Source organism: Acidovorax sp. IB03 (assembly GCF_016406015.1).
Lineage (GTDB): Bacteria > Pseudomonadota > Gammaproteobacteria > Burkholderiales > Burkholderiaceae_C > Acidovorax > Acidovorax temperans.
In genome coordinates this window covers 1-22,200 of record NZ_JAEFCH010000023.1, presented here as the reverse complement: position 1 = coordinate 22,200, position 22,200 = coordinate 1, and the positions used below count along the sequence as shown (strand labels likewise).

At 60.0% G+C, this 22,200-nt stretch carries 27 protein-coding genes and 1 tRNA gene; 6 read left to right on the top strand and 22 right to left on the bottom strand.

All coding sequences use genetic code 11. The features are described from left to right. The first annotated feature begins 35 nt into the window (after positions 1-35). Positions 36-791 (top strand): cell division protein ZapD, encoded by a 756-nt coding sequence (gene zapD / locus IHV84_RS13210; RefSeq protein ID WP_066697879.1) that lies wholly within the window; start codon positions 36-38, stop codon positions 789-791. A 42-nt stretch (positions 792-833) separates the two neighbouring features. Then, entirely contained in the window at positions 834-1,067 is a 234-nt protein-coding gene (locus IHV84_RS13205; RefSeq protein ID WP_198847192.1) for a DNA gyrase inhibitor YacG, read from the top strand. Positions 1,068-1,130: 63 nt separating this feature from the next. On the opposite strand, the gene mutT is transcribed toward IHV84_RS13205, so the two are convergent. The 5 genes from mutT to IHV84_RS13180 form a co-directional block, all read right to left on the bottom strand. Continuing rightward, the gene (gene mutT / locus IHV84_RS13200; protein ID WP_198847191.1) at positions 1,131-1,538 is read right to left on the bottom strand and encodes an 8-oxo-dGTP diphosphatase MutT; all 408 of its coding nucleotides are present in this window, start codon (positions 1,536-1,538) and stop codon (positions 1,131-1,133) included. Between the two features lie 45 nt (positions 1,539-1,583). After that, positions 1,584-2,450 carry an ATP-binding protein gene (locus IHV84_RS13195; RefSeq protein WP_198847190.1) on the bottom strand — a complete coding sequence of 289 codons (867 nt, stop codon included), beginning with the start codon at positions 2,448-2,450 and terminating at the stop codon, positions 1,584-1,586. A 55-nt stretch (positions 2,451-2,505) separates the two neighbouring features. After that, positions 2,506-3,735: a bifunctional glutamate N-acetyltransferase/amino-acid acetyltransferase ArgJ gene (gene argJ, locus IHV84_RS13190; protein ID WP_198847189.1), complete on the bottom strand. Its 1,230-nt coding sequence runs from the start codon at positions 3,733-3,735 to the stop codon at positions 2,506-2,508. A 97-nt stretch (positions 3,736-3,832) separates the two neighbouring features. After that, positions 3,833-6,592: a preprotein translocase subunit SecA gene (secA, locus tag IHV84_RS13185; protein WP_198847188.1), complete on the bottom strand. Its 2,760-nt coding sequence runs from the start codon at positions 6,590-6,592 to the stop codon at positions 3,833-3,835. A gap of 129 nt (positions 6,593-6,721) precedes the next feature. Then, positions 6,722-7,705 carry a M23 family metallopeptidase gene (locus tag IHV84_RS13180; RefSeq protein ID WP_198847210.1) on the bottom strand — a complete coding sequence of 328 codons (984 nt, stop codon included), beginning with the start codon at positions 7,703-7,705 and terminating at the stop codon, positions 6,722-6,724. A gap of 32 nt (positions 7,706-7,737) precedes the next feature. Here IHV84_RS13180 and IHV84_RS13175 point away from each other — a divergent pair, with 32 nt between their 5' ends. Then, positions 7,738-8,046, top strand: coding sequence for a hypothetical protein (locus IHV84_RS13175; RefSeq protein WP_044400193.1), 309 nt, complete (start codon positions 7,738-7,740; stop codon positions 8,044-8,046). A gap of 34 nt (positions 8,047-8,080) precedes the next feature. On the opposite strand, the gene IHV84_RS13170 is transcribed toward IHV84_RS13175, so the two are convergent. The 6 genes from IHV84_RS13170 to petA all read right to left on the bottom strand — a co-directional run bounded on the left by IHV84_RS13170 (position 8,081) and on the right by petA (position 12,271). Then, positions 8,081-8,156 (bottom strand) — tRNA-Thr (locus IHV84_RS13170). A gap of 48 nt (positions 8,157-8,204) precedes the next feature. Further along, complete coding sequence (locus IHV84_RS13165) at positions 8,205-8,714, bottom strand: ClpXP protease specificity-enhancing factor (RefSeq protein ID WP_198847187.1); 510 nt, start codon at positions 8,712-8,714, stop codon at positions 8,205-8,207. Positions 8,715-8,755: 41 nt separating this feature from the next. Then, positions 8,756-9,367 carry a glutathione S-transferase N-terminal domain-containing protein gene (locus tag IHV84_RS13160; RefSeq protein ID WP_044400199.1) on the bottom strand — a complete coding sequence of 204 codons (612 nt, stop codon included), beginning with the start codon at positions 9,365-9,367 and terminating at the stop codon, positions 8,756-8,758. A 106-nt stretch (positions 9,368-9,473) separates the two neighbouring features. Further along, positions 9,474-10,232 carry a cytochrome c1 gene (locus IHV84_RS13155; RefSeq protein ID WP_066697836.1) on the bottom strand — a complete coding sequence of 253 codons (759 nt, stop codon included), beginning with the start codon at positions 10,230-10,232 and terminating at the stop codon, positions 9,474-9,476. An 18-nt stretch (positions 10,233-10,250) separates the two neighbouring features. Then, positions 10,251-11,663 carry a cytochrome bc complex cytochrome b subunit gene (locus tag IHV84_RS13150; RefSeq protein ID WP_044400205.1) on the bottom strand — a complete coding sequence of 471 codons (1,413 nt, stop codon included), beginning with the start codon at positions 11,661-11,663 and terminating at the stop codon, positions 10,251-10,253. An 11-nt stretch (positions 11,664-11,674) separates the two neighbouring features. Beyond that, positions 11,675-12,271 carry a ubiquinol-cytochrome c reductase iron-sulfur subunit gene (petA, locus tag IHV84_RS13145; protein WP_066697829.1) on the bottom strand — a complete coding sequence of 199 codons (597 nt, stop codon included), beginning with the start codon at positions 12,269-12,271 and terminating at the stop codon, positions 11,675-11,677. 198 nt (positions 12,272-12,469) lie between these two features. Here petA and mscL point away from each other — a divergent pair, with 198 nt between their 5' ends. Continuing rightward, positions 12,470-12,901, top strand: coding sequence for a large conductance mechanosensitive channel protein MscL (gene mscL, locus IHV84_RS13140; RefSeq protein WP_066697826.1), 432 nt, complete (start codon positions 12,470-12,472; stop codon positions 12,899-12,901). A gap of 87 nt (positions 12,902-12,988) precedes the next feature. On the opposite strand, the gene pdxA is transcribed toward mscL, so the two are convergent. Together pdxA and IHV84_RS13130 are read right to left on the bottom strand one after the other, a co-directional pair. Then, positions 12,989-14,026, bottom strand: coding sequence for a 4-hydroxythreonine-4-phosphate dehydrogenase PdxA (gene pdxA / locus IHV84_RS13135; protein ID WP_198847186.1), 1,038 nt, complete (start codon positions 14,024-14,026; stop codon positions 12,989-12,991). 62 nt (positions 14,027-14,088) lie between these two features. Next, positions 14,089-14,844 carry a Nif3-like dinuclear metal center hexameric protein gene (locus IHV84_RS13130; RefSeq protein ID WP_198847185.1) on the bottom strand — a complete coding sequence of 252 codons (756 nt, stop codon included), beginning with the start codon at positions 14,842-14,844 and terminating at the stop codon, positions 14,089-14,091. A 163-nt stretch (positions 14,845-15,007) separates the two neighbouring features. Between IHV84_RS13130 and IHV84_RS13125 the strand changes: the two genes are divergently transcribed. Beyond that, the gene (locus tag IHV84_RS13125; RefSeq protein WP_198847184.1) at positions 15,008-16,153 is read left to right on the top strand and encodes a Do family serine endopeptidase; all 1,146 of its coding nucleotides are present in this window, start codon (positions 15,008-15,010) and stop codon (positions 16,151-16,153) included. Positions 16,154-16,413: 260 nt separating this feature from the next. Here IHV84_RS13125 and tatC read toward each other — a convergent pair whose 3' ends face one another. The 9 genes from tatC to galE form a co-directional block, all read right to left on the bottom strand. Then, positions 16,414-17,208 (bottom strand): twin-arginine translocase subunit TatC, encoded by a 795-nt coding sequence (gene tatC / locus IHV84_RS13120; protein WP_198847183.1) that lies wholly within the window; start codon positions 17,206-17,208, stop codon positions 16,414-16,416. A gap of 53 nt (positions 17,209-17,261) precedes the next feature. Next, entirely contained in the window at positions 17,262-17,723 is a 462-nt protein-coding gene (gene tatB, locus IHV84_RS13115; RefSeq protein ID WP_044400226.1) for a Sec-independent protein translocase protein TatB, read from the bottom strand. Between the two features lie 23 nt (positions 17,724-17,746). Then, positions 17,747-17,992, bottom strand: coding sequence for a Sec-independent protein translocase subunit TatA (tatA, locus tag IHV84_RS13110; RefSeq protein ID WP_198847182.1), 246 nt, complete (start codon positions 17,990-17,992; stop codon positions 17,747-17,749). An 84-nt stretch (positions 17,993-18,076) separates the two neighbouring features. Next, entirely contained in the window at positions 18,077-18,433 is a 357-nt protein-coding gene (locus IHV84_RS13105) for a histidine triad nucleotide-binding protein (RefSeq protein WP_044400409.1), read from the bottom strand. 179 nt (positions 18,434-18,612) lie between these two features. Next, the gene (locus IHV84_RS13100; RefSeq protein WP_066697814.1) at positions 18,613-18,999 is read right to left on the bottom strand and encodes a hypothetical protein; all 387 of its coding nucleotides are present in this window, start codon (positions 18,997-18,999) and stop codon (positions 18,613-18,615) included. 5 nt (positions 19,000-19,004) lie between these two features. Continuing rightward, a complete protein-coding gene (locus IHV84_RS13095) occupies positions 19,005-19,400 on the bottom strand; it encodes a phosphoribosyl-ATP diphosphatase (RefSeq protein ID WP_044400234.1) in 396 nt (131 codons plus the stop codon). Positions 19,401-19,404: 4 nt separating this feature from the next. Continuing rightward, on the bottom strand, positions 19,405-19,794 hold the full coding sequence (gene hisI / locus IHV84_RS13090) for a phosphoribosyl-AMP cyclohydrolase (RefSeq protein ID WP_044400239.1): 390 nt from the start codon (positions 19,792-19,794) through the stop codon (positions 19,405-19,407). Positions 19,795-19,920: 126 nt separating this feature from the next. After that, the gene (gene hisF, locus IHV84_RS13085) at positions 19,921-20,721 is read right to left on the bottom strand and encodes an imidazole glycerol phosphate synthase subunit HisF (RefSeq protein ID WP_044400245.1); all 801 of its coding nucleotides are present in this window, start codon (positions 20,719-20,721) and stop codon (positions 19,921-19,923) included. A gap of 114 nt (positions 20,722-20,835) precedes the next feature. Further along, positions 20,836-21,849: a UDP-glucose 4-epimerase GalE gene (galE, locus tag IHV84_RS13080; RefSeq protein WP_198847181.1), complete on the bottom strand. Its 1,014-nt coding sequence runs from the start codon at positions 21,847-21,849 to the stop codon at positions 20,836-20,838. A gap of 103 nt (positions 21,850-21,952) precedes the next feature. Between galE and IHV84_RS20470 the strand changes: the two genes are divergently transcribed. Beyond that, a partial coding sequence (locus IHV84_RS20470; protein WP_233099999.1) for a hypothetical protein occupies positions 21,953-22,200 on the top strand: 248 nt, incomplete at its 3' end.

Below are 22,200 nucleotides of genomic sequence, written 5' to 3'. Positions count from 1 at the left end.
CAGGCCCAACCCACTGCGCCCAGGAACCTGCCAGCGTGATCCTTTACGAATACCCTTTCAACGAACGACTCAGGACATACCTCCGCCTGGAGCAATTGTTCCGGCGGCTTGGAGAGTTGATTCCCAGGGCCCATCCCCTGGACCACCATTACGCGTTGGTCACCATGTTTGAAATCATGGATGTGGCGGCCAGAGCCGATCTGAAATCAGATGTGCTCAAGGACATCGAAAAGCACAAGCATCAGCTGGACGGCTACCGTGGCAATCCATCCATTTCCGAGGCGGCTCTGGATGCGGTGATTGCGCAGCTGGACCGTTGTTTTGCTGCGTTGAACAGCCAATCAGGCAAGGCGGGCCATGCGCTCACCGAAAACGACTGGCTGATGAGCATTCGCAGCCGCGTAGGCATTCCTGGCGGTACTTGCGGGTTTGATCTGCCTGCGTACTACGCCTGGCAGCACAAGGACGCCGCTTATCGGCAAGAGGCACTCCAAGGCTGGGCATCGACGCTGGCCCCACTGGCCGAGTCGATCTATGTGTTGCTCAAACTCCTGCGCGACTCTGGCGTGCCACAAAAAGTGGCGGCCGAACGGGGTCAGTTCCAGCAAAACCTGCCCGCAGGCCGCACGTTTCAACTGCTGCGGCTGCGCATTGATCCCTCTTGTGGACTGATCCCTGAAATCAGTGGTAACCGCCTGATTGTCTCCGTGCGCCTGATGAAGCAGGAGGCGGATGGGCGACTGCACGCCTGCACCGACGATGCGGCGTTTGAACTGACGTTGTGCGCTTGATTCCAGGCTTTCCGCCGCGCAAGCCTCTTGAAGAAGTCCGACATGGCATCCAGCAAAACCCATAACGAACCGTCAGGCCAAGAAGCGGCCCGCACCGTGGTGTGCCCGACCTGCGGTGGAGACAGCGTTTACAGCCCTGCCAACCGCTACCGGCCATTTTGCAGTGAGCGCTGCAAGCAAATCGATTTGGGCGCCTGGGCCAGTGAAGACTTCCGCATGCCCGCAGAAGCGCCTCCGGCAGACGCTCAGTACGGCGACCCGCGCCTGGAGCATTGATACATTAAATGTGGTGCTAGCGCTTATCTAGCAAGCGCCAGCAGCTACAAAATCAGGAGCAAATCAAGCAAGCTGCTCCTGCTCCAGCCAATCGAGAACAGGGTAGGCTCCTGGCAACACGGGCTCCACGGTGAGGGGAAACGTCTGCCAAGCCATGGACTGGCCTTCGCGCATTTCAAACTGGCCGCTCCACTCCCGAACCTTGCACCAGTGCAAGCGCACCAGGGCATGAGGGTAGTCGTGCTCGGTCACCTTCCAGACGCTGGCGGAGGCAATGGTGATGCCCAGCTCCTCTTCCAGTTCACGGCGCAGCGCCTGCTCTACGGTCTCGCCCGCTTCCAGCTTGCCCCCCGGAAATTCCCAGTACCCAGCGTACGGCTTGCCCGGTGGGCGAGTGGATAGCAGCATGGCGCCATCTTCACGCAACAGAATGCCGACGGCGACCTCGGTGTGCTTGCGGAGTTCAGCCATGGCAGAGCCCTCCACGTGGGATGAGCCCCCTAACGCAGCCAAGCCTCATAGCCGCCCCGCGTAGTCGCGTGCGAACTGGTAGGCCACCCGCCCGCTGCGCGAGCCGCGCTCCAGCGCCCACACCAGCGCCTCGGGTCGTGCCGCTTCAATCGCCGATGCGGGCACACCAAGGGATGCAAGCCACTGGGCCACGATGGTCAGGTACTCATCCTGGCTGAAGGGGTAGAAGCTCACCCACAGGCCAAAGCGTTCCGACAGCGAAATCTTCTCTTCCACCACCTCGCCCGGGTGCACTTCACCATCGTCTGTGTGCGTGTAGGTGCGGTTTTCCGACATGTACTCGGGCAAGAGGTGGCGCCGGTTGCTGGTGGCATAGATCAGCACGTTGGGGGTGGCTGCAGCCACCGAACCATCCAGAATGGACTTGAGTGCCTTGTAGCCCGGCTCGCCATCTTCAAAGCTCAGGTCATCGCAAAAGATGATGAACTTCTCAGGACGGTCGGAGACGACATCGACGATATCCGGCAGATCCGTCAAATCGGCCTTGTCCACTTCAATCAGGCGCAGGCCCTGACCCGCGTAGGCATTCAGGCAGGCCTTGATGAGGGAGGACTTGCCTGTGCCACGGGCACCCGTCAGCAGCACATTGTTGGCGGTTTTGCCCTGCACAAACTGCAGGGTGTTGCGCTCGATCTTTTCCTTCTGGCCATCGATCTCTTTCAGATCAGCCAACTGCATGGACGCCACATGGCGCACAGGTTCCAGCGTGCCGTGGCCGCTGCTGCGCTTGCGGTAGCGCCAGGCGATGGACTGCGACCAATCGGGCGCACCCAAGGGCTGGGGCAGCACCGATTCGATGCGGGCGATGAGCTGCTCGGCCCGCTCCATCAAGCGTTCAAATTTTTCATTCATTTTGGCATCCAGCGCTTTACCATCAAGCGCAAGCAGCTATAAATTCAATAGCAAATCAAGACCGGTAGTCGGCGTTGATCGTCACGTAGTCGTGGCTGAAGTCGCAGGTCCACACGGTGTCCGATGCATCACCACGGCCCAGTACCACGCGCACGGTGATCTCGCTTTGCTTCATCACACGCTGGCCATCCTCCTCGCGGTAGGCAGGATTGCGCCCACCGCTCACGGCCACATGCACGTCGTCCAGGTACAGATCAATCCGGGTCTGGTCCAGGTCAGCAATGCCGGCATAGCCCACCGCCGCCAGAATGCGACCCAGGTTTGGGTCGCTGGCGTAGAAGGCTGTCTTCACCAGGGGCGAGTGGGCGATGGCATAGGCCACCTGGCGGCACTCTTCACCAGTCTTGCCGCCTTCCACGCGCACAGTGATGAACTTGGTCGCCCCCTCGCCGTCGCGCACGATGGCCTGGGCCAGCTTTTGCGCCACATCCAGCATGGCCGCCAGCAGCACCTGCCCTTCGGCGCTGTCCAGCGAAGTGATGGGGGCGTGGGCTGCCTTGTTGGTCGCGACCACCACGAAAGAATCGTTGGTCGAGGTGTCGCCATCGATCGTCACGCGGTTGAACGACCGGTCTGCCAGATGGCGTGCCAGTTGCTGCACAACCGATGCATCCACACAGGCATCGGTGGCCAAAAAACCGAGCATGGTCGCCATGTTGGGGCGGATCATGCCTGCACCCTTGCTGATGCCCGTGATGGACACGGTGGCACCTCCGACCCGGGCCTGGGCGCTGAACGCCTTGGGCAGGGTGTCCGTGGTCATGATGCCTTCGGCCGCACGCGCCCAGTGGTCAGCCTGCGCGTCAGCCAACGCGGCGGGCAGACCGGCTTCGATGCGGTCCGTGGGCAGGGATTCCATGATCACACCGGTGGAGAAAGGCAACACCTGTTCCGGCGCCACGTTCAGCAAGCCCGCCAGGGCCTGGCAGGTAGAGCGCGCACGCGCTAAGCCATCGGCCCCCGTGCCGGCGTTGGCGTTGCCAGTGTTGATGACCATGGCGCGCACGCCTTTGCCTGCGGCCAGATGCTCGCGACTCACTTGCACCGGCGCTGCGCAAAAGCGGTTTTGCGTGAAGACACCAGCCACGCTGGCCCCTTCGTCCAGCAAAAACACCGTGAGGTCCTTGCGATTGGCCTTGCGGACGCCCGCTTCGGTCACGCCAATACGAACACCTGCGATGGGATGCAGGTCAGCCGCCACAGGGGCCAGAAGATTTACAGGCATAGAGTGCTCTTTCAAGAAAACTGCGAACGATTATGCGCAAAGACGAGGGTACAAATGAAAACACGGGCCGCAGCCCGTGTTGAAAACTAACCTGCCATCAGGCCAGCTTGCCGTGGCACTGCTTGTATTTTTTGCCACTGCCGCAAGGGCAGGGATCATTGCGCCCCACGCGCATGCCTTCAAAGGCTGCGGCGTCGATACCGCCACCGGCGTCACCAGAAGTGGTTTCGGCCTCGCCGGTTTCGGTGGGTGCGGTGTAGGTCATGTTGGTGATGTGCTCAGCACGGGCCTCCAACTGCTGGGCCGCCTCATCCAGCTGGGCAGAAGACTGCACTTGCACCGTCATCAAGATCTTGGTGACTTCGTTCTTGACGTGATCGATCAACTGACGGAACAGCTCAAACGCTTCACGCTTGTATTCCTGCTTGGGCTGCTTCTGGGCGTAGCCGCGCAGATGGATGCCCTGGCGCAGATAGTCCAGCGCGCTCAGGTGGTCACGCCAGTTGGAGTCAAAGCTTTGCAGCAGCACTGCACGCTCGAACTGGGTGAAGTTCTCACGCCCCACTTGTGCCACCTTGGCTTCAAAGGCGGCATGCGCCAGCTTGACAACATGCTCCAGAATTTCCTCGTCGGTGATGGACTCGGACTGGCTCACCCATGCCTGCAACTGCACGGAAACCTGCCATTCGTCGTTGAGGATTTTCTCGAGTGAAGCCAGATCCCACTGCTCTTCCACCGACTCGGCGGGCACATACTGGCGCACCAGATCTGTCATGCAGTCCTCGCGCATCGCGGCAATCACGTCCGTCAAATCCGACGAATCGAGGATGTCGTTGCGCTGCTGGTAGATCACCTTGCGCTGGTCATTGGCTACGTCGTCGTATTCCAGCAGTTGCTTGCGGATGTCGAAATTGCGGGCCTCGACCTTGCGCTGGGCAGATTCAATGCTGCGCGTCACGATGCCGGCTTCGATGGCTTCGCCATCGGGCATCTTCAGGCGGTCCATGATGGCCTTGACGCGGTCGCCCGCGAAAATGCGCATCAGCGAGTCGTCCAGGCTCAGGTAGAAACGTGAAGAGCCTGGGTCACCTTGGCGGCCGGAACGGCCACGCAACTGGTTGTCGATGCGGCGAGACTCATGGCGCTCCGTCGCAATGATGCGCAGACCGCCCAGTGCCTTGATCTTTTCGTGGTCGGCCTTCCACTGTTCGCGCAACGCGGCCACCTTGGCGGCACGCTCAGATTCGGACAGGGACTCGTCGGCCTCGATGGCCGCCACATCCTTCTCAATGTTGCCACCCAGCACGATGTCGGTACCACGACCAGCCATGTTGGTGGCAATGGTGATCATGCCTTCGCGGCCGGCCTGGGCCACGATGTCGGCTTCGCGCGCGTGCTGCTTGGCATTGAGCACCTGGTGCGGCAGCCCTTCCTTGTTCAGCAGCTCATCGATGATTTCGGAGTTCTCGATCGAGGTAGTACCCACCAGCACAGGCTGGCCGCGCTCGTGGCACTCGCGAATGTCCTTGATCGCGGCTTCGTACTTTTCGCGGGTCGTCTTGTAGACGCGGTCCAACTGGTCGTCGCGCAGGCTTTGGCGGTTGGGCGGAATGACCACGGTTTCCAGACCGTAGATTTCCTGGAACTCATACGCTTCGGTATCGGCCGTGCCCGTCATACCAGCCAGCTTGTTGTACAAGCGGAAGTAGTTTTGGAATGTGATCGAAGCCAGGGTCTGGTTTTCAGCCTGGATGTTCACACCTTCTTTTGCCTCTACCGCCTGGTGCAACCCATCGCTCCAGCGACGGCCCGACATCAGGCGGCCAGTGAATTCATCCACGATCACGATTTCGCCGTTTTGCACAACGTAGTGCTGATCGCGGTGATAAAGGTGGTTGGCACGCAGGGCTGCGTACAGGTGGTGCATCAAAGTGATGTTGGCCGGGTCGTAAACCGAAGCACCCTCGGCGATCAGGCCATGGCTGGCCAGAATACGCTCTGCAGACTCGTGCCCTTGCTCGGTCAGGAAGACTTGGTGCGCCTTCTCATCAACGGTGAAGTCTCCGGGCTTGATGACTCCTTCGCCAGTGCGAGGATCAGCCTCCCCTTCCTGGCGCACCAGCAGCGGAACCACCTTGTTCATGGCAATGTAAATTGCCGTGTGGTCTTCTGCCTGACCACTGATGATCAGCGGCGTACGTGCCTCGTCGATCAGGATGGAGTCCACCTCGTCCACGATGGCGTAGTTCAGCCCTTGCTGCACACGGTCACGGGCTTCGTAGACCATGTTGTCACGCAGGTAATCGAAGCCGTATTCGTTGTTGGTGCCGTAGGTGATGTCAGCGCGATACGCGGCTTGCTTTTCCTCGCGCGGCATGTTGGGCAGGTTGATACCCACCGTCAAACCCAGGAAGTTATAGAGGCGGCCCATCCACTGGGCATCGCGATTGGCAAGATAGTCATTCACGGTGACTACGTGCACGCCCTTGCCAGACAGCGCATTGAGGTACACCGGCAGCGTTGCGGTCAGGGTTTTGCCCTCACCCGTGCGCATTTCCGAAATCTTGCCATGGTGCAGTGCCATGCCCCCGAGCATCTGCACATCGAAGTGGCGCATTTTCATGATGCGCTTGGAACCCTCACGCACCACCGCAAACGCTTCGGGCAGGATCGAGTCGAGGGACTCGCCCTTGGCTACGCGATCCTTGAATTCCTGGGTTTTGGCGCGCAACGCGTCGTCCGAAAGCTTCTCATATTCGGGCTCCATGCCGTTGATGCGAGCAACCACTTTGCGGTACTGCTTGAGAAGCCGGTCATTTCGGCTGCCGAAAATTTTGGTGAGGAAATTGGTTGCCATGCGAACAGGTCCGCTCGACACACTTCAGCAGCGCAGTCGAACGACCGAAATCCCTAATAAGAATTGAATGCAGGTGGGCTCTTCGCGGGTAAATGCAAGCATTCCGCGGGGAGCCCAGGACGATAGATTTTACCTGCCTGCAGGAGGCGCGTTTTGCTGGGCTACCAGAGGGGTTCTGGAGATAGCCGCGACGGTATCTGCAGCCATGCCAGATGCGGCATTGAGGAATTTTTGAGGATCCTGAAATATCCCTTGAACGAGCACCTCAAAATGCAGATGGGGTCCCGTAGAACGCCCGGTGCTACCCACCTCAGCGATCTTCTGCCCACGCTTGACCAGATCACCCTGCTTTACCAGAGTGCGGGACGCATGGGCATAGCGTGTCACCAACTGGTTGCCATGATCCAATTCGATCATGTTCCCATAAGCCGGGTGAAACTCTTGAGCAATCACCACCCCACCAGCAGCTGCCAGGATGGGGGTACCAGTATCCGCCTGAAAATCAAGCCCTGTATGCAGCGCCGACTGGCCGGTGAATGGATCCAGCCGCCACCCAAACGCAGACCCGGCCGTGCGCCCTGTCACCGGGGCATGCGTGGGTACCATTTTCTTGCGGATGTGCTGATCAAATAGCCGGGATTCAGCCACCGTCATCCAGTCAGATCGCTGGCCAGCCACCCTCTCCAGATCATCCAGGGTGGCTTGCAGCTCTTCGAGCGACAAATTCCGCGCCCCGACCAGCGCACCGCCGCGGCCATCGGCCTTGGGAACATCTGAAGCAGGTAAGCCAGCCAAGCCCATGACGCGCTCGCCCAGGGATTCCAGCTGAACCATACGGGCCTGCATCTCGCCCACGCGCTTGGCCATGGCATCAAGGTTGGCGCGCATGAACTTGTCGCGCTCATCGAACTCGTCTTTGGCAACCAGTTTGACCAGCGCGCCAAACACGGGCCACCCCTCCCGCGCCCCCTTCACAAAAACCCAGTGATAGAGCGACGCAGCAACCAGCAAAAATCCGAGCGCGAGCATGCAACCCACCAGAGCCAGCCGAGCACCCGACAGGTGCAAGGAGCGGGTGCGGGCTCCGCGAGCGTCCGTGATAATCAAATGCACAAAAACATCTCCCTGCCATAGAGGCACCACCCATGAACCGCCGCCACTATGCCATCACACTGCAGCAAGCCAGCGCAGAATCACCCACGCTGGCCATGCTGACCGCACTGACCAAAGACTCTAGCGAAAGGCTGAAGGCCATTGAGCCGCTGCTCCCAGCGGGCCTGCGCGACACCGTACGGGCAGGGCCTATTGAAGGTGCTACTTGGTGCCTTCTGGTCAAAAGCAACTCAGCAGCAGCCAAGCTGCGGCAAATACTGCCTGCACTGCAGGCTCATTTGCGAATCAAGGGGTGGGAGGTTAACTCTATTCGCCTGAAAGTTCAAACGGACTTGCGTTGAACTGACGAAATGAAGAGAAAAAGGAAAAGAAATTTGGTGCCGGTTGTCGGAATCGAACTGACGACCTACCGCTTACAAGGCGGGTGCTCTACCAACTGAGCTAAACCGGCGAAGCACGCATTCTATCCCGAAAAAACGAGCCTCAACAAAAAACTGGCTTATTTCACCCGTTTGAGTGAAGGACGGCCGCCCGCAGGCCCAGGGGTGGGCTTAGGCGGTTCATCATCACCCACATCAACGGCCGGAACCAACTGAACAACGCGATCCTCAACAGAAGCACCCGACTCAACAACATCGGCTACAGGGGCCAACACAGCCGACGATGAAGGGGCCGCCACCAAACTGTCCACCGGCGGAGGGAAAGCCATGCCCTGTCCATTTTCACGCGCATAGATGGCAATCACACGCCCGACAGGAACCAGGATATCGCGGGGCTTGCCGCCAAACCGGGCTTTGAATTCGATGAAATCATTACCCAGCTGCAGCGAGCTGGTTGCGTCGAAACTGATGTTCAACACGATCTCACCATCGTGAACAAACTCGCGCGGCACCTGCACTGAATCATCCACACGCACCGCGACGTAAGGCGTAAAACCATTGTCAGTGCACCACTCGTACAGAGCGCGAATCAAATACGGTCGTGTGGAGGTCGATTCCTGGGCGTTCATGGGGTGTCCAGCAGTTCAGTGGCTTCGCGAAGACTTCGCACTTACTTGCGCATGACCTTTTCGGAGGGGGTCAATGCTTCGATGTAGGCAGGACGCGAGAAGATGCGCTCTGCATACTTCAGCAAAGGTGCGGCGTTCTTGCTCAATTCAATACCGTAGTAGTCGAGGCGCCACAGCAGCGGAGCAATGGCCACATCCAGCATGGAGAAATTGTCGCCCAGCATGTACTTGTTCTTGAGGAACACAGGCGCGAGCTGGGTCAGGCGATCACGGATATGGGCCCGGGCCTTCTCCAGCGCCTTTTCGTTACCCTTGGTGGCGCGAGACTCCAGCGTGTTCACATGAACGAACAGCTCTTTCTCGAAATTCAGCAAGAACAGACGCACACGTGCACGATCAACCGGGTCGCCAGGCATCAACTGGGGATGAGGAAAGCGCTCATCAATGTATTCGTTGATGATGTTCGACTCATACAGAATCAGATCACGCTCCACCAGAATAGGCACTTGCCCATAAGGGTTCATGACGCTGATGTCTTCCGGCTTGTTATACAGATCCACATCGCGGATTTCAAAATCCATGCCCTTTTCAAACAGGACAAAACGGCAGCGGTGGGAAAAGGGACAAGTTGTTCCCGAATAAAGCACCATCATGGTGGGAGGCTCCTAAAAATCAAAAGAGTGGGAAGCACCAAAGCGCCCACTCTATAAAAAATCTGACGACTTCTCACCCAAGAGAAGTCGTCAGAAAGTCAGCAAGTTATTTGACGTCTTTCCAGAAAGCCGCATTCAGTCGCCATGCAATGACGGTGAAGAAGCCCAGGAAAATCAGAACCCACACACCAACGCGGATGCGCGTGTTTTGAGCAGGCTCGGCCATCCACTGCATGTAGTTGACCAAGTCGCCGACAGCGGCATCGTACTGCGCGGGAGTCATCTTCCCTGGAGACACTTGCTCCCAACCCTTGAGCACGTGAGTCTTTTGACCGTGACTTTCGTGCTCTTCAAAGACGGGGCGGCGTTCGCCCTGCAGCTCCCACAGTACGTGAGGCATGCCCACGTTGGGGAACACGAGGTTGTTCCAGCCCGTCAGCTTGGTGTCGTCGCGGTAGTAGGTACGCAGGTAGGTGTAGAGGTAATCAGCACCCGAACCTGCAGAGCTTGCACGCGAGCGGGCAATCACAGTGAGGTCAGGAGGATTGGCACCGAACCAAGCCTTGGCTTGCTTAGGATCAATCGCCGCCTTCATGGTTTCACCGACCTTGTCGGTGGTGAAGAGCAGATTGTCTTTCACCTGCTGGTCTGTCAAACCGATGTCTTTCAAACGGTTGAACCGCATGAACGCAGCAGAGTGGCAGTTCAGGCAGTAATTGACGAACAGCTTGGCACCATTTTGCAAAGAGGCCAAGTCATTGGTCTTGACGGGCGCCTTGTCCAGGGGATGGCCGCCGCCAGCAGCCATTGCAGAACCAGCCACCATGCCCAGCGCTGCCACGATCGTGAGAATGAGTTTCTTCATTGTTGTTTTCTCCGGCTCTCAGTGCGCAACGTAGGTAACGCGATCAGGCACAGGCTTGGTCTTACCAATGCGACTCCACCAAGGCATCAGCAGGAAGAAGCCGAAGTAGAACAAAGTACCCACCTGAGAAACCCGCTCACCAATCGGCGAGGGAGGCTGGACGCCCAGGTAACCCAAGATCAGGAAGTTGATCACAAAGACAGCGTAGAAGTACTTGTGCCAGTCGGGACGGTAACGAATGGACTTCACAGGGCTGTAGTCCAGCCAGGGCAAGAAGAACAGGATGATCACAGCACCACCCATCACGACCACGCCCCAGAACTTGGCGTCAATGGCCAGCATCAGAGCGGTGACCACCACAGCGCCACCAGCGATCACCACCTTGAAGATGGCTGGCAACTGGGCCTTGAGCACTCCAAACAATGCACCCAGGAGCACACAGGCGATCAGGGCATACATCATTTCGCTGGTGATAGCACGCAGCATCGAATAGAACGGGGTGAAGTACCACACGGGAGCAATGTGCAACGGCGTCACCAGCGGATCTGCGGGGATGAAGTTGTTGTACTCGAGGAAGTAGCCACCAAATTCGGGCGCGAAGAAAACCACCGCAGAGAAAGCCAACAGAAACACAGACACGCCAAAGATATCGTGCACGGTGTAGTAAGGGTGGAACGGCACGCCATCCAGAGGCTTGCCCTTGGCATCTCGGGGCGCATTGGGACCCTTGATTTCAACGCCGTCTGGGTTGTTGGAGCCCACGTCGTGCAGCGCCAGCAAGTGCGCAACGACCAAGCCCAGCAGAACCAGAGGAACGGCAATGACGTGGAAGCTGAAGAAGCGGTTCAGGGTAGCGTCGCCCACCACAAAGTCGCCACGGATTAGCAGAGCCAGGTCAGGACCGATGAAGGGAATGGCGGCAAACAGGTTCACGATCACCTGAGCGCCCCAGTAAGACATCTGGCCCCAAGGCAGCAGGTAGCCCATGAAGGCTTCAGCCATCAGACACAGGAAAATGGCGCAGCCAAAGATCCAGACCAGCTCACGCGGCTTGCGGTAAGAACCGTAGATCAGGCCACGGAACATGTGCAGGTACACCACTACGAAGAAGGCCGAAGCCCCCGTGGAGTGCATGTAGCGAATCAACCAGCCCCAGGGCACATCACGCATGATGTACTCCACCGATGCGAAAGCCAGGTTCGCATCAGGCTTGTAGTGCATGACCAGAAAGATACCGGTGACGATCTGGATCACCAGCACCAGCAGTGCCAGCGAACCAAAGATGTACCAGAAATTGAAATTCTTCGGAGCGTAGTACTCCGACATATGCACACGGTAGGCGTCGAAAGCTGTGGGGAACCGGTTCTCAAACCAATTCGTCAGCTTGGCAGACGCCGAAGCGTTGGGGGAGATTTCCTTGAATTCAGCCATGTTGTGCTACCTCAAGCCTTCTTGTCTTCACCGATCAGCAGACGCGAATCGGACAGATACATGTGGGGCGGGATTTCCAGGTTGTCAGGCGCAGGCTTGTTCTTGAACACGCGGCCAGCCAAGTCGAAAGTGGAGCCGTGGCAAGCACACAGGAAGCCGCCATTCCAGTCGTCAGGCAAAGAAGGCTGAGGGCCCGTTTGGAACTTATCGCCGGGCGAGCAACCCAAGTGGGTGCAAATGCCCACGCCCACGAAGATTTCAGGCTTGATGGAGCGGTGTTGGTTTTTTGCGTACTCAGGGGTGGGGTACGTCTTGCGATCTGACTTGGGATCGGCCAGTTGAGGCTCGGTCTTGGCCAACGAAGCAATCTGCTCCGGGGTGCGCTTGAGAATCCACACGGGCTTGCCGCGCCATTCCACAGTGAGCTTTTCGCCGGGTTGCAGGGCTGAAATATCAACCTCTACCGCAGCACCGGCTGCTTTGGCTTTTTCCGAAGGCTGAAAACTGCTGACGAAGGGCACGGCTACGGCCACTCCTCCCGCAGCACCAGCGCATCCGGACGCAATCAGCCACGTCCGCTTGCTGGTGTCGACTGGTGTGTCACTCATGGGGATCCTCGGTATACATCGCTATGTTGGGGTCAGCCGGGGATTGTAGCGGAGTGAAAACTCATCACACCAGCCACCCTCTTGCGATCTGGCGTCACAGCCCCATAGCGAAGCAGCACCGCACGCCATCTCTCCTAGATAATGCGATCTCACACCACCTGGGGCGACGGGCCCTTGAAACCAAAAAGGGAAGCAAAGATGACAATCATCAAAGAATTCAAAGAATTTGCCATCAAGGGCAATGTGATCGACCTGGCTGTGGGCGTGATCATTGGCGGAGCCTTCGGAAAAATCGTGGACTCCGTGGTGGCCGATCTGATCATGCCGGTGGTGGGCCTGGTGTTTGGCAAACTGGATTTTTCCAATTTGTTCCTGGTGCTGGGAAATGTTCCCGCAGGCACCGCCATGACCCTGGACGCACTGCGCAAGGCCGGCGTGCCCGTCTTCGCCTACGGTAACTTTTTGACGGTGGCCGTCAATTTCATCATTCTGGCGTTCATCATTTTCATGATGATCAAGCAAATCAACCGACTCAAGCGCGAAGCACCTGCACCAGCGCCTGCGGCTCCAGCCCCTGAACCCGAAGACATCGTCTTGCTGCGCGAGATCCGCGATAGCCTCAAGCGCTGATCTGCGCCGCAAGCTCAGCTTTTTGATGGATTCAACGCCCTCTCGTCGAGGGCGTTGTCGCATCTGCGGCCGACACCACTCGAAAATTCAGGCGAGTTGCCGCGCCATGCGCACCGCTTCAATCAGGCTGGACGCATCTGCCACACCCTGCCCGGCGATATCGAACGCGGTGCCGTGGTCGGGGCTGGTGCGCACCAATGGCAGGCCCAGGGTGACGTTCACCCCTTTATCCACACCCAGATATTTGACAGGAATCAGCCCTTGGTCGTGGTACATCGCGATCACGACATCAAACTCACCGGGATGGGCCTCGGTGTGCCGAGCCCGCATGAAGACGGTATCCGGCGGCAACGGTCCGTGCACATCCACCCCTTGCGCGCGCAATTGAGCCAGAGCGGGAGCAATGATTTCCAGCTCCTCCCGGCCAAACAAACCACCTTCGCCGGCATGGGGGTTGAGCCCTGCCACAGCGATGCGCGGCGCACGCCCCAAGGTGCGCAGCAGTGCCGCATGTGCGATCTGCACGGTCTGCAGCACGTTGGCCTCGGTCACAGCAGCAATCGCATCGCGCAGGGACACATGGATGCTGACCAGCACCGTGCGCAATTCATCGCTTGCCAACATCATGCGCACCGGCATGGCATCCAGCGCCACGCCTTGGTGGGCAGCAGCCTCGGCCTGCAGCAGTTCAGTGTGACCGGGGTAGTTCACACCAGCGGCAGACAGCGCCTCTTTGTGCAAAGGCGCCGTAACCAGTGCAGCCACCTCACCGCGCAGCGCGGCGCGTGCTGCCCACCGCACACAATCAGCAGCGGCGCGCCCTGCCTCGGCACTGACCCGCCCCACCGCCACGGTGTCGGGCAGACCCGCAAGCGGCAGCACTGGCACGCAGCGCGGGGGCGCATCCAGGGCATCTGCCACCCCCTCGATCACCGCCACGGGCAGCGAAGGTATGCCCGGGCGTGCAATGCAGCCCGCGGCGCGTCGCAAGGTGGCCACGTTCCCGACGACGAAGCAGCCGCGCAGCACATCGGGCGCATCCCGGAACGCCTTGGCCACGATTTCAGGGCCTATGCCTGCAGGGTCGCCTTGGGTAATGGCGATGGGCTTGAGATTGGTTTTCATAAATTCTGGCGCTAACGCCCGTCAATCAAGCGCAAGCAGCTATGCTTTCAATAGCAAACTATTCACGCGGGGTTGTCGATTTCGATGAACTCGTGCCCGATGCCCAGCAGCCGCGCCACTTCACCCGCGACCGCCGGAGCGCCATAGCGCTCGGTAGCGTGGTGGCCCGCGGCAATGAAGGCCACACCCGTTTCGCGCGCCAGATGGGCTTGTGGCTCAGAAATTTCGCCCGTGATGAACACGTCAGCGCCTGCGGCGATGGCCGCCTCAAAGTAGCTTTGCGCCCCCCCCGTGCACCACGCCACTTTGGTCACGGGGCGCGTGCTATCGGCAGAAGTCACCAGCGTTGCCGGCCTGCCCAGCACGGCGGCCACATGGTCCGCCACGGCCTGCGCATGGGGATAGTCGGCATTGGCCACGCAACCCAGCAGCTGTTCACCAAACTGCGCCACGCTCGTCCACCCCAGCATCTGGCCCAACTGGGCGTTGTTGCCCCACTGGGGGTGCGCATCCAGCGGCAGGTGGTACGCAAAAAGATTGATGTCGTGCGCCAGCAGCAGTTGCAGGCGCTGCTTCATCCAGCCCGTGACCCGGCCATCTTGCCCCCGCCAGAACAGTCCGTGGTGGACGAAGATGGCGTCAGCGCGGGCAGCGATGGCCGCCTCGATCAGCGCCTTGCTGGCCGTGACGCCGCTCACCACGCGAGCGATCTGTTCCTTGCCCTCCACCTGCAGGCCATTGGGCCCGTAGTCTTTGAAACGCTCGGGTTGCAGCAGGCCGTCGAATGCCTGCAGAAGGTCTACGCGGGATATGCTCATGCCCGCTATTGTCGCGCGGGCTCGCGCAGGCAGCACCAAGACCCCACCGAACGCCGCGCCATGCGCCGCCAAGTCTTGGAGGACAATAGCAACTATTCCGAGCCCCGAAGATCACACAGCAGAACTTCGCGCACCCCACGCACCTTTGCCCCATCTACTCATCATGAAACGCATCTGGCTGCTGTTCTCTCAGGCCGTGACGGTTTTCGCCGCGGCCTATTTTGTTGTCGCCACCCTCCAGCCCGACTGGATCCGCCAAGGCGCCACCCGCTCGGGCGCGGGCGTGGCCCTGGTTGAAGCGCCCCCAGCCCCGGCAGGGCAGCCTGCAGCGGGCAGTTTCAGCGGCGCAGCACGCAAAGCATCGCCCGCCGTGGTCAGCATCAATACCAGCAAGGCCGTGCGCCACCCGCGCAGCAACGACCCCTGGTTCCAATTCTTCTTTGGCGACCAGGCCCCGCAGGCCCAGACCGGACTGGGCAGCGGTGTCATCATCAGCCCCGACGGTTACATCCTCACCAACAACCATGTGGTCGAAGGTGCGGACGAAATCGAAGTCACGCTGACCGACAGCCGCCGCACCCGCGCCAGCGTGATCGGAACCGACCCCGAAACCGACCTGGCCATTCTCAAGATCACGCTCGACAAGCTGCCCGTGATCACGCTTGGCGATTCAGACTCCCTGGCCGTGGGCGATCAGGTGCTGGCCATTGGCAACCCCTTTGGCGTGGGCCAGACGGTGACCAGCGGCATTGTCAGCGCGCTGGGCCGCAGCCAGCTGGGCATCAACACCTTTGAGAACTTCATCCAGACTGATGCCGCCATCAACCCCGGCAACTCGGGTGGCGCGTTGGTGGATGTGAACGGCAACCTCATGGGGATCAACACGGCCATCTACTCGCGCTCGGGTGGCAGCATGGGGATCGGGTTCGCCATCCCCGTGTCTACTGCGCGCCAGGTGCTCGATGGCATCGTGAAAGACGGGCAGGTGACCCGCGGCTGGATTGGCGTGGAACCCAATGAGCTGTCAGCCGAGCTGGCCGAAACCTTCGGCGTGAAAGCCACTGAGGGCGTGATCATCACCGGGGTGCTGCAAGACGGCCCTGCCGCACAGGCGGGCATGCGACCTGGCGATGTCATCTTGAAGGTGGACGACAAGGCGATAGGCAACGTATCGCAGCTACTGAGCGCCGTGGCCGCACTCAAACCCGGTACGCCCTCGGTTTTCGAGGTGCAACGTGCCGACAAGAAGTTGGAGTTGAACATCAACCCTGGGGTACGCCCTCGCCCCCAGCGCGCTGTGCGTCGCTGAAGGCACGGTAGAAAACTCCTGCGACCCGCAGGAACTTATACGCTATCAATAACATAGCTGCTAGCGCTTTATTTTCGGGCGCTAGCAGCTATTTTTGTTGGCAAAAAACTCTATCCTGCTTTGGCGGCAACCAGACTTCCTGCACTGAAAGTCGTCAAACCAACCATGCGGAGCGTCACTGGAGGAGTGCAAAGCAGGGCAATACGGCGCCGCAATAGTGGGCAGCAGCCCAATGCCGCCACAAAGCAGCGCCTCCGCTGTCAGGAAGAAGCGGTTTCTTCCTCTGCCGTGCCCGGCGCTTTGGTGTGCTTGATGAACAGTTGCGCGGCCCAGATGCCAATCTCGTAAAGAATGCACATGGGCACGGCCAAGGCCAGTTGCGACACCACGTCGGGGGGGGTGACGATGGCGGCGATCACGAACGCGATGACGATGAAGTAACCACGGAAGTTCTTCAGCTTCTCAATGCTCACCACCCCCATGCGGGCCAGCACCACCACCGCAATCGGCACTTCAAAGGCCAGGCCGAAGGCGAGGAACATGGACAGCACAAAGCTCAGATAAGCCTCAATGTCTGGCGCGGCCGTGATGCTCTTGGGCGCAAAGCTCTGGATGAACGCGAACACCTGCCCAAACACGAAGTAATAGCAAAAGGCCACGCCGATGAAAAACAGCACAGTGCTGGAGACCACCAACGGCAAGACCAGCTTCTTCTCATGCGAATACAGGCCCGGCGCCACAAACGCCCACACCTGCCAGAGCACGAATGGCAAAGCCAGCAAAAAGGCCGACATCAGCAAAATCTTGAGCGGCACCATGAAGGGCGAGATCACCGAAGTGGCAATCAGCGTAGCGCCCTTGGGCAAATGCGCTACGAGTGGCGCTGCCAGAAAGTCGTACAGCGGCCCGGGGCCGGGAAAGAAAAACAGGAAGACAGCAGCCACGGCAATGGCAATGATGGCCTTGACCAAGCGGTCGCGCAGCTCCATCAAATGCTGGACAAACGGTTGCTCCGTTCCAGCAAGCTCGTCTTCTTGGGTGGGGGTGTCTGCCATGTTGGATCTTCGAGGGCGTCAGGGCCGCCCATGCAGCGCGCGCGGGCGCAGCATCAGTGGAACTTTTTAGGGCGGTAGCGCGCTACCCGCGCCGCACCGGACAACGCTTTGGTGCGCACACCATTGCGGGCTTTGTACCACTGGGGGGTAGCGCCTTTCTTGAGGCGCCAGTTTTTGCCAGGGTGCTTGTAAGCGGGCAGCACAGCCGAAGCCGTGTCGTGACTCTCGGTCTCGAAACTGGTGGCTTGCGCCCAGTCTTTTTCAAACTCGCTGGCGCTGGTCTGGATGGACTGCTCCACGTCGCGCGCGGCATTTTCCACCGAGTCCTTCATCTTGCGAAGCTCATCGAGCTCCATGGAGCGGTTGACTTCAGACTTCACATCGGCCACGTAGCGCTGCGCCTTGCCCAGCAGGGTGCCCACGGTACGGGCGACGCGGGGCAGCTTTTCCGGACCGATGACGATCAACGCCACCGCCCCAATGAGCGCCATTTTGGACAGGCCAATATCAATCATGGAATCAACGCTCGCTCAAGCCATCAGCTTTTTTGCTTGGCTTCCACGTCAATGGTGGTCTTGTCGGCGGCCTGGCTGTTGGCCACTTGGCTGGGGGCTGGAGCTGCGGTGGGTGCGGGGGCGTCGCTTGAGCCGTCTTTCATGCCGTCCTTGAAGCCCTTGACCGCGCCGCCCAGGTCAGAGCCCATGTTCTTGAGCTTTTTGGTGCCGAAGACCATGACAACGATCAGCAGCACGATCAGCCAGTGCCAGATGGAAAAGGAACCCATGGAATTTCTCCTAACGAATTGCAATCATTTTAGACGCGCGATGTAACCCCGGCGTGAAGGGGAAAAGACCGTCAGCTCTTGACCTCAGCCTTTGAGCCAGGGGCGTGGGCCACCCATCACATGGATATGCAGATGGTGGATTTCCTGCCCGCCTTCAACCCCTGTGTTGGTGACGATGCGAAAGCCACCGTCCGGATACGGGTTACACCCCTGCTCCAGAGCCAGCCGGGGCGCCAGCGCCATCATGCGCCCCAGCAGCCCGGCGTGCTCCGGGGTAACCTGGGCCATCGAAGGGATATGCGCCTTGGGCACCATGAGAAAGTGCACCGGCGCCCAGGGATGGATGTCGTGGAATGCGAAGATTTCCTCGTCTTCATAGACCTTGCGGGAAGGAATCTCGCCGGCAATGATCTTACAAAAAAGGCAGTTCGGATCGTGCATGGTGAAGGGATGAATGAAACCGGCCGCAGCCGCCAGATAACTGATTACAGAGCCCTGAATGACTCCGGGCAAGTTTTCGCATTGTCAGGGATATACACGGCGTCCTGCGTGTCCGCCGGCTGACGAAGGGCTGTCAGCCAAGGGCTGAGCAAGACACCCGCTCGCCAGCAGCGCCAAACTCACATCTCCAGAGCCTGCCCCTTATTCATGGCGACCATGCCGCGCACGATGCGGTACAGGAACCACAGGGAGATCAGCCCCCAGGCGATCCAGCCGGGCAGGATCAAAATCCACAGCGGTGCCGTCAGTACATAGAGCACACCTGCCCAGATCACCGTGCGCAGACGCCAGGAAAAATGGCTGGCCTGCCAGGTGCCTTCTGCGTCGCTCTTTTTGACGAGGTCGATCACCAGCGCAATCAACAGCAACGCAGCGCCGGGCTGCGCACCGGGAATGACCGCCCCCACCGCCACGATCAGATGCAACAGGTAGCTGACCCAGCCGATGGCCTTCAAATCCTCGGCCCGTTGGTCCTTGGTCTGCACATCGGTGAAGTCATCTGCCATGGCTGTCAGCCTTTCTCGTCTGCCGCGCGCGCGTCTGCCTTGCGCAGGGCTTTTTCTTCGATACCGCTGGTGCCTTCACGGCGGGCCAGCTCCTTGACCACATCCGCCGGGCTCAAGCCGTAGTGGGCCAGGGCGATCATGGAGTGGAACCACAGGTCGGCCACCTCGTAAACGATCTTTGCCTTGTCGGCACCATGGTCCACGTCCTTGGCCGCCATCACGACTTCGGTGGCCTCTTCGCCAATCTTCTTCAAGAAGGCATCCGGCCCCTTGTGCAGCAGGCGCGAGACATAGCTGGTCTGTGGGTCACCACCGTTGGCGGGCTTGCGGCTTTCAATCACGGCCGCCAGGCGGGCCAGGGCGTCTTGCTGAGACAGCACGTGGGAATCATTGGAACTCATGGGCTTATTTGTAGATGGATTCGGGATCTTTCAAGACCGGATCAACGGCCTTCCAGGCGCCATCCTTGAGCACGCTGAAGAAGCAGCTGTGGCGCCCGGTGTGGCAGGCAATCCCAGGCTCGTGCCCTTCCTGCGTGACCTTGAGCAGCACCACGTCGTTGTCGCAGTCGAGGCGGATTTCATGCACCGTCTGCACATGGCCCGACTCCTCGCCCTTGAACCACAGCTTCTTGCGCGAGCGGCTGAAATACACCGCGCGACCCAGCTCTGCGGTCTTGGCCAGCGCTTCGCGGTTCATCCAGGCAAACATCAGCACATCGCCTGTGCCCTGCTCTTGCGCAATCACGGGCACCAGGCCCTGCGCGTCCCATTTCACTTCATTGAGCCAGTTCATGGGCGGATTGTCGGTGATTTGTGCCGGAGGGCCGGACGGGGATCAAAAATTTAAACGTTTTTGGCCGCTAGCGCTTTTGCAGCAAGCGCCAGCAGCTATTAAATCAATAGCAAAACAAGCTGCCAATTACAGACGCACGGGAATGCCACGCTCTGCCATGCGCTGCTTGGCCTGGCCCACGGTGTACTCACCGTAGTGGAAGATGCTGGCTGCCAGCACGGCATCGGCGCCGCCCTGCTGCACGCCGTCGGCAAGGTGGTCGAGATTGCCCACTCCGCCCGAGGCGATGACGGGCACGCTCACGGCGTCGCTCACCGCACGGGTCAGGGCCAGGTCAAAGCCGGACTTGGTGCCGTCGCGGTCCATGCTGGTGAGCAGAATTTCGCCAGCACCGCGCTGCGCCATCTCCTGCGCCCACGCCAGTGCATCCAGCCCGGTGTTCTTGCGCCCGCCGTGGCTGTAGACATCCCAGCCAGGGCCTACCGGCTGGCCGTTGGCGCCGATGCGCAGCGCGTCTTCTTCAGAGCGGCGCTTGGCATCAATGGCCACCACAATGCACTGGGCGCCGTATTTGGCCGAGGCCGCATTGATGACGTCGGGGTTGGCAATGGCGGCCGAATTGAAGCTCGTCTTGTCCGCGCCCGCATTGAGCAGGCGGCGCACATCTTCCACCGTACGCACGCCACCACCCACGGTGAGCGGAATGAACACCTGGCTGGCGACGGCTTCGATGATGTGCAGAATCAGGTCGCGGCCGTCGCTGGTAGCTGTGATGTCCAGAAAGGTCAGCTCATCAGCCCCCTGGGCGTTGTAGCGCGCGGCAATCTCTACCGGGTCGCCTGCGTCGCGCAGTTCAACAAAATTGACACCCTTGACCACGCGGCCTCCGGTAACGTCAAGACAGGGAATGATGCGTTTGGCAAGCATGGCGCAAAGGGATGAGAAAAAAGAAGAATATCAATCAAAGAAAGCCGCAACCCCGAAGGCGCGGCCAGAGCGGCCCGTGCAAGATACCACGGCCATCCGCAGGGCCCGGCCCGCTCAGGCTTGCAGGCTGGCGCCCACACCGCTTTGCCAGCGCCACGCGTCTTCGCACATCTGGTCCAGGCCCAGTTTGGCCGTCCAGCCCAGCAGTTGCTGCGCCAGAGCGGGGTCGGCCCAGCACTGGGCCACATCACCGGGCCGGCGCGCCACGATGCGGTAGGGCACAGCCCGGCCGCTGGCGCGTTCAAAGGCGCGCACCATCTCGAGTACCGACACGGGCCGCCCCGTGCCCAGGTTCACCGTCAGCAGGCCGGGGTGGCTGCGCAGGTAGCGCAGCGCGGCCACATGCCCCTCGGCCAGATCGCACACATGGATGTAGTCGCGCACCCCGGTGCCATCGGGCGTGGGGTAGTCGTTGCCGTACACGCTGAGTTGCTCGCGCAGGCCCACGGCCACCTGCGCCACGTAAGGCAGCAGGTTGTTGGGAATGTCTTGCGGGTCTTCGCCGATCAAGCCACTGGCGTGGGCCCCCACGGGGTTGAAGTAGCGCAGGCGGGCAATGCGCCACTGGCCGGGCTCGGAAGCGTCCACATCGGCCAGCACCTGCTCCATCATGAGCTTGCTCCAGCCGTAGGCGTTGGTGGCCGACAGCGGGAAGTCCTCGCGGATAGGCACCGAGGCCGGGTCACCATACACCGTGGCAGACGAGGAGAACACCAGCGTGCGCACATTCGCCGCCCGCATGGCGCCCAGCAGGGCCACCGTGCCCGCAACGTTGTTGTCGTAGTACCGCAGCGGCTCGCGCACCGACTCGCCCACCGACTTCAGGGCTGCGAAGTGGATGACGCCTTCGACGGCGTGCTCGGCAAACACCCGCTGCAGCATGGCCGTGTCGCGGATATCACCCTCGATGAAAGGCACGGGTGCGCCAGTGATGCGCTCCACCCGCTCCAGCACCGAACGGCGGCTGTTGCAAAAGTTGTCCAGCACCACGAAAGGAATGCAGGCCTGGGCCAACGCCACACAGGTATGCGAGCCAATGAAGCCGGCTCCGCCCGTTACAAGAATCACGCTATCGCACTCCTAAAAAATGGGGATCTGGGTTTTGAGGAAGAGATCCATCGCACGGGATCGACCCGATAGGGTGAATTGTCGGATCAAAAAGCCTCCCGCAATGCAGCGCCAAAAGGCTTGCGCGCCTTCTTTTCCGATTCGCCGGGCTGGCCAGCAAGAGCACACAAGGGACGAAGGCCATGGTCGCGGCCCCAGCACCATTGCAAACAATCGTTTTCCACTGTGGGTGAATTCCAAACACCCGGAAGTGGCTTTGCGAGCCTCCTTAGCCCCAAAACCATTGAGCATCAACACGGCTTTGTTGCATAAATCGGCCATAGGCCAAGGCATCCCCAATCCCAAAAAGAT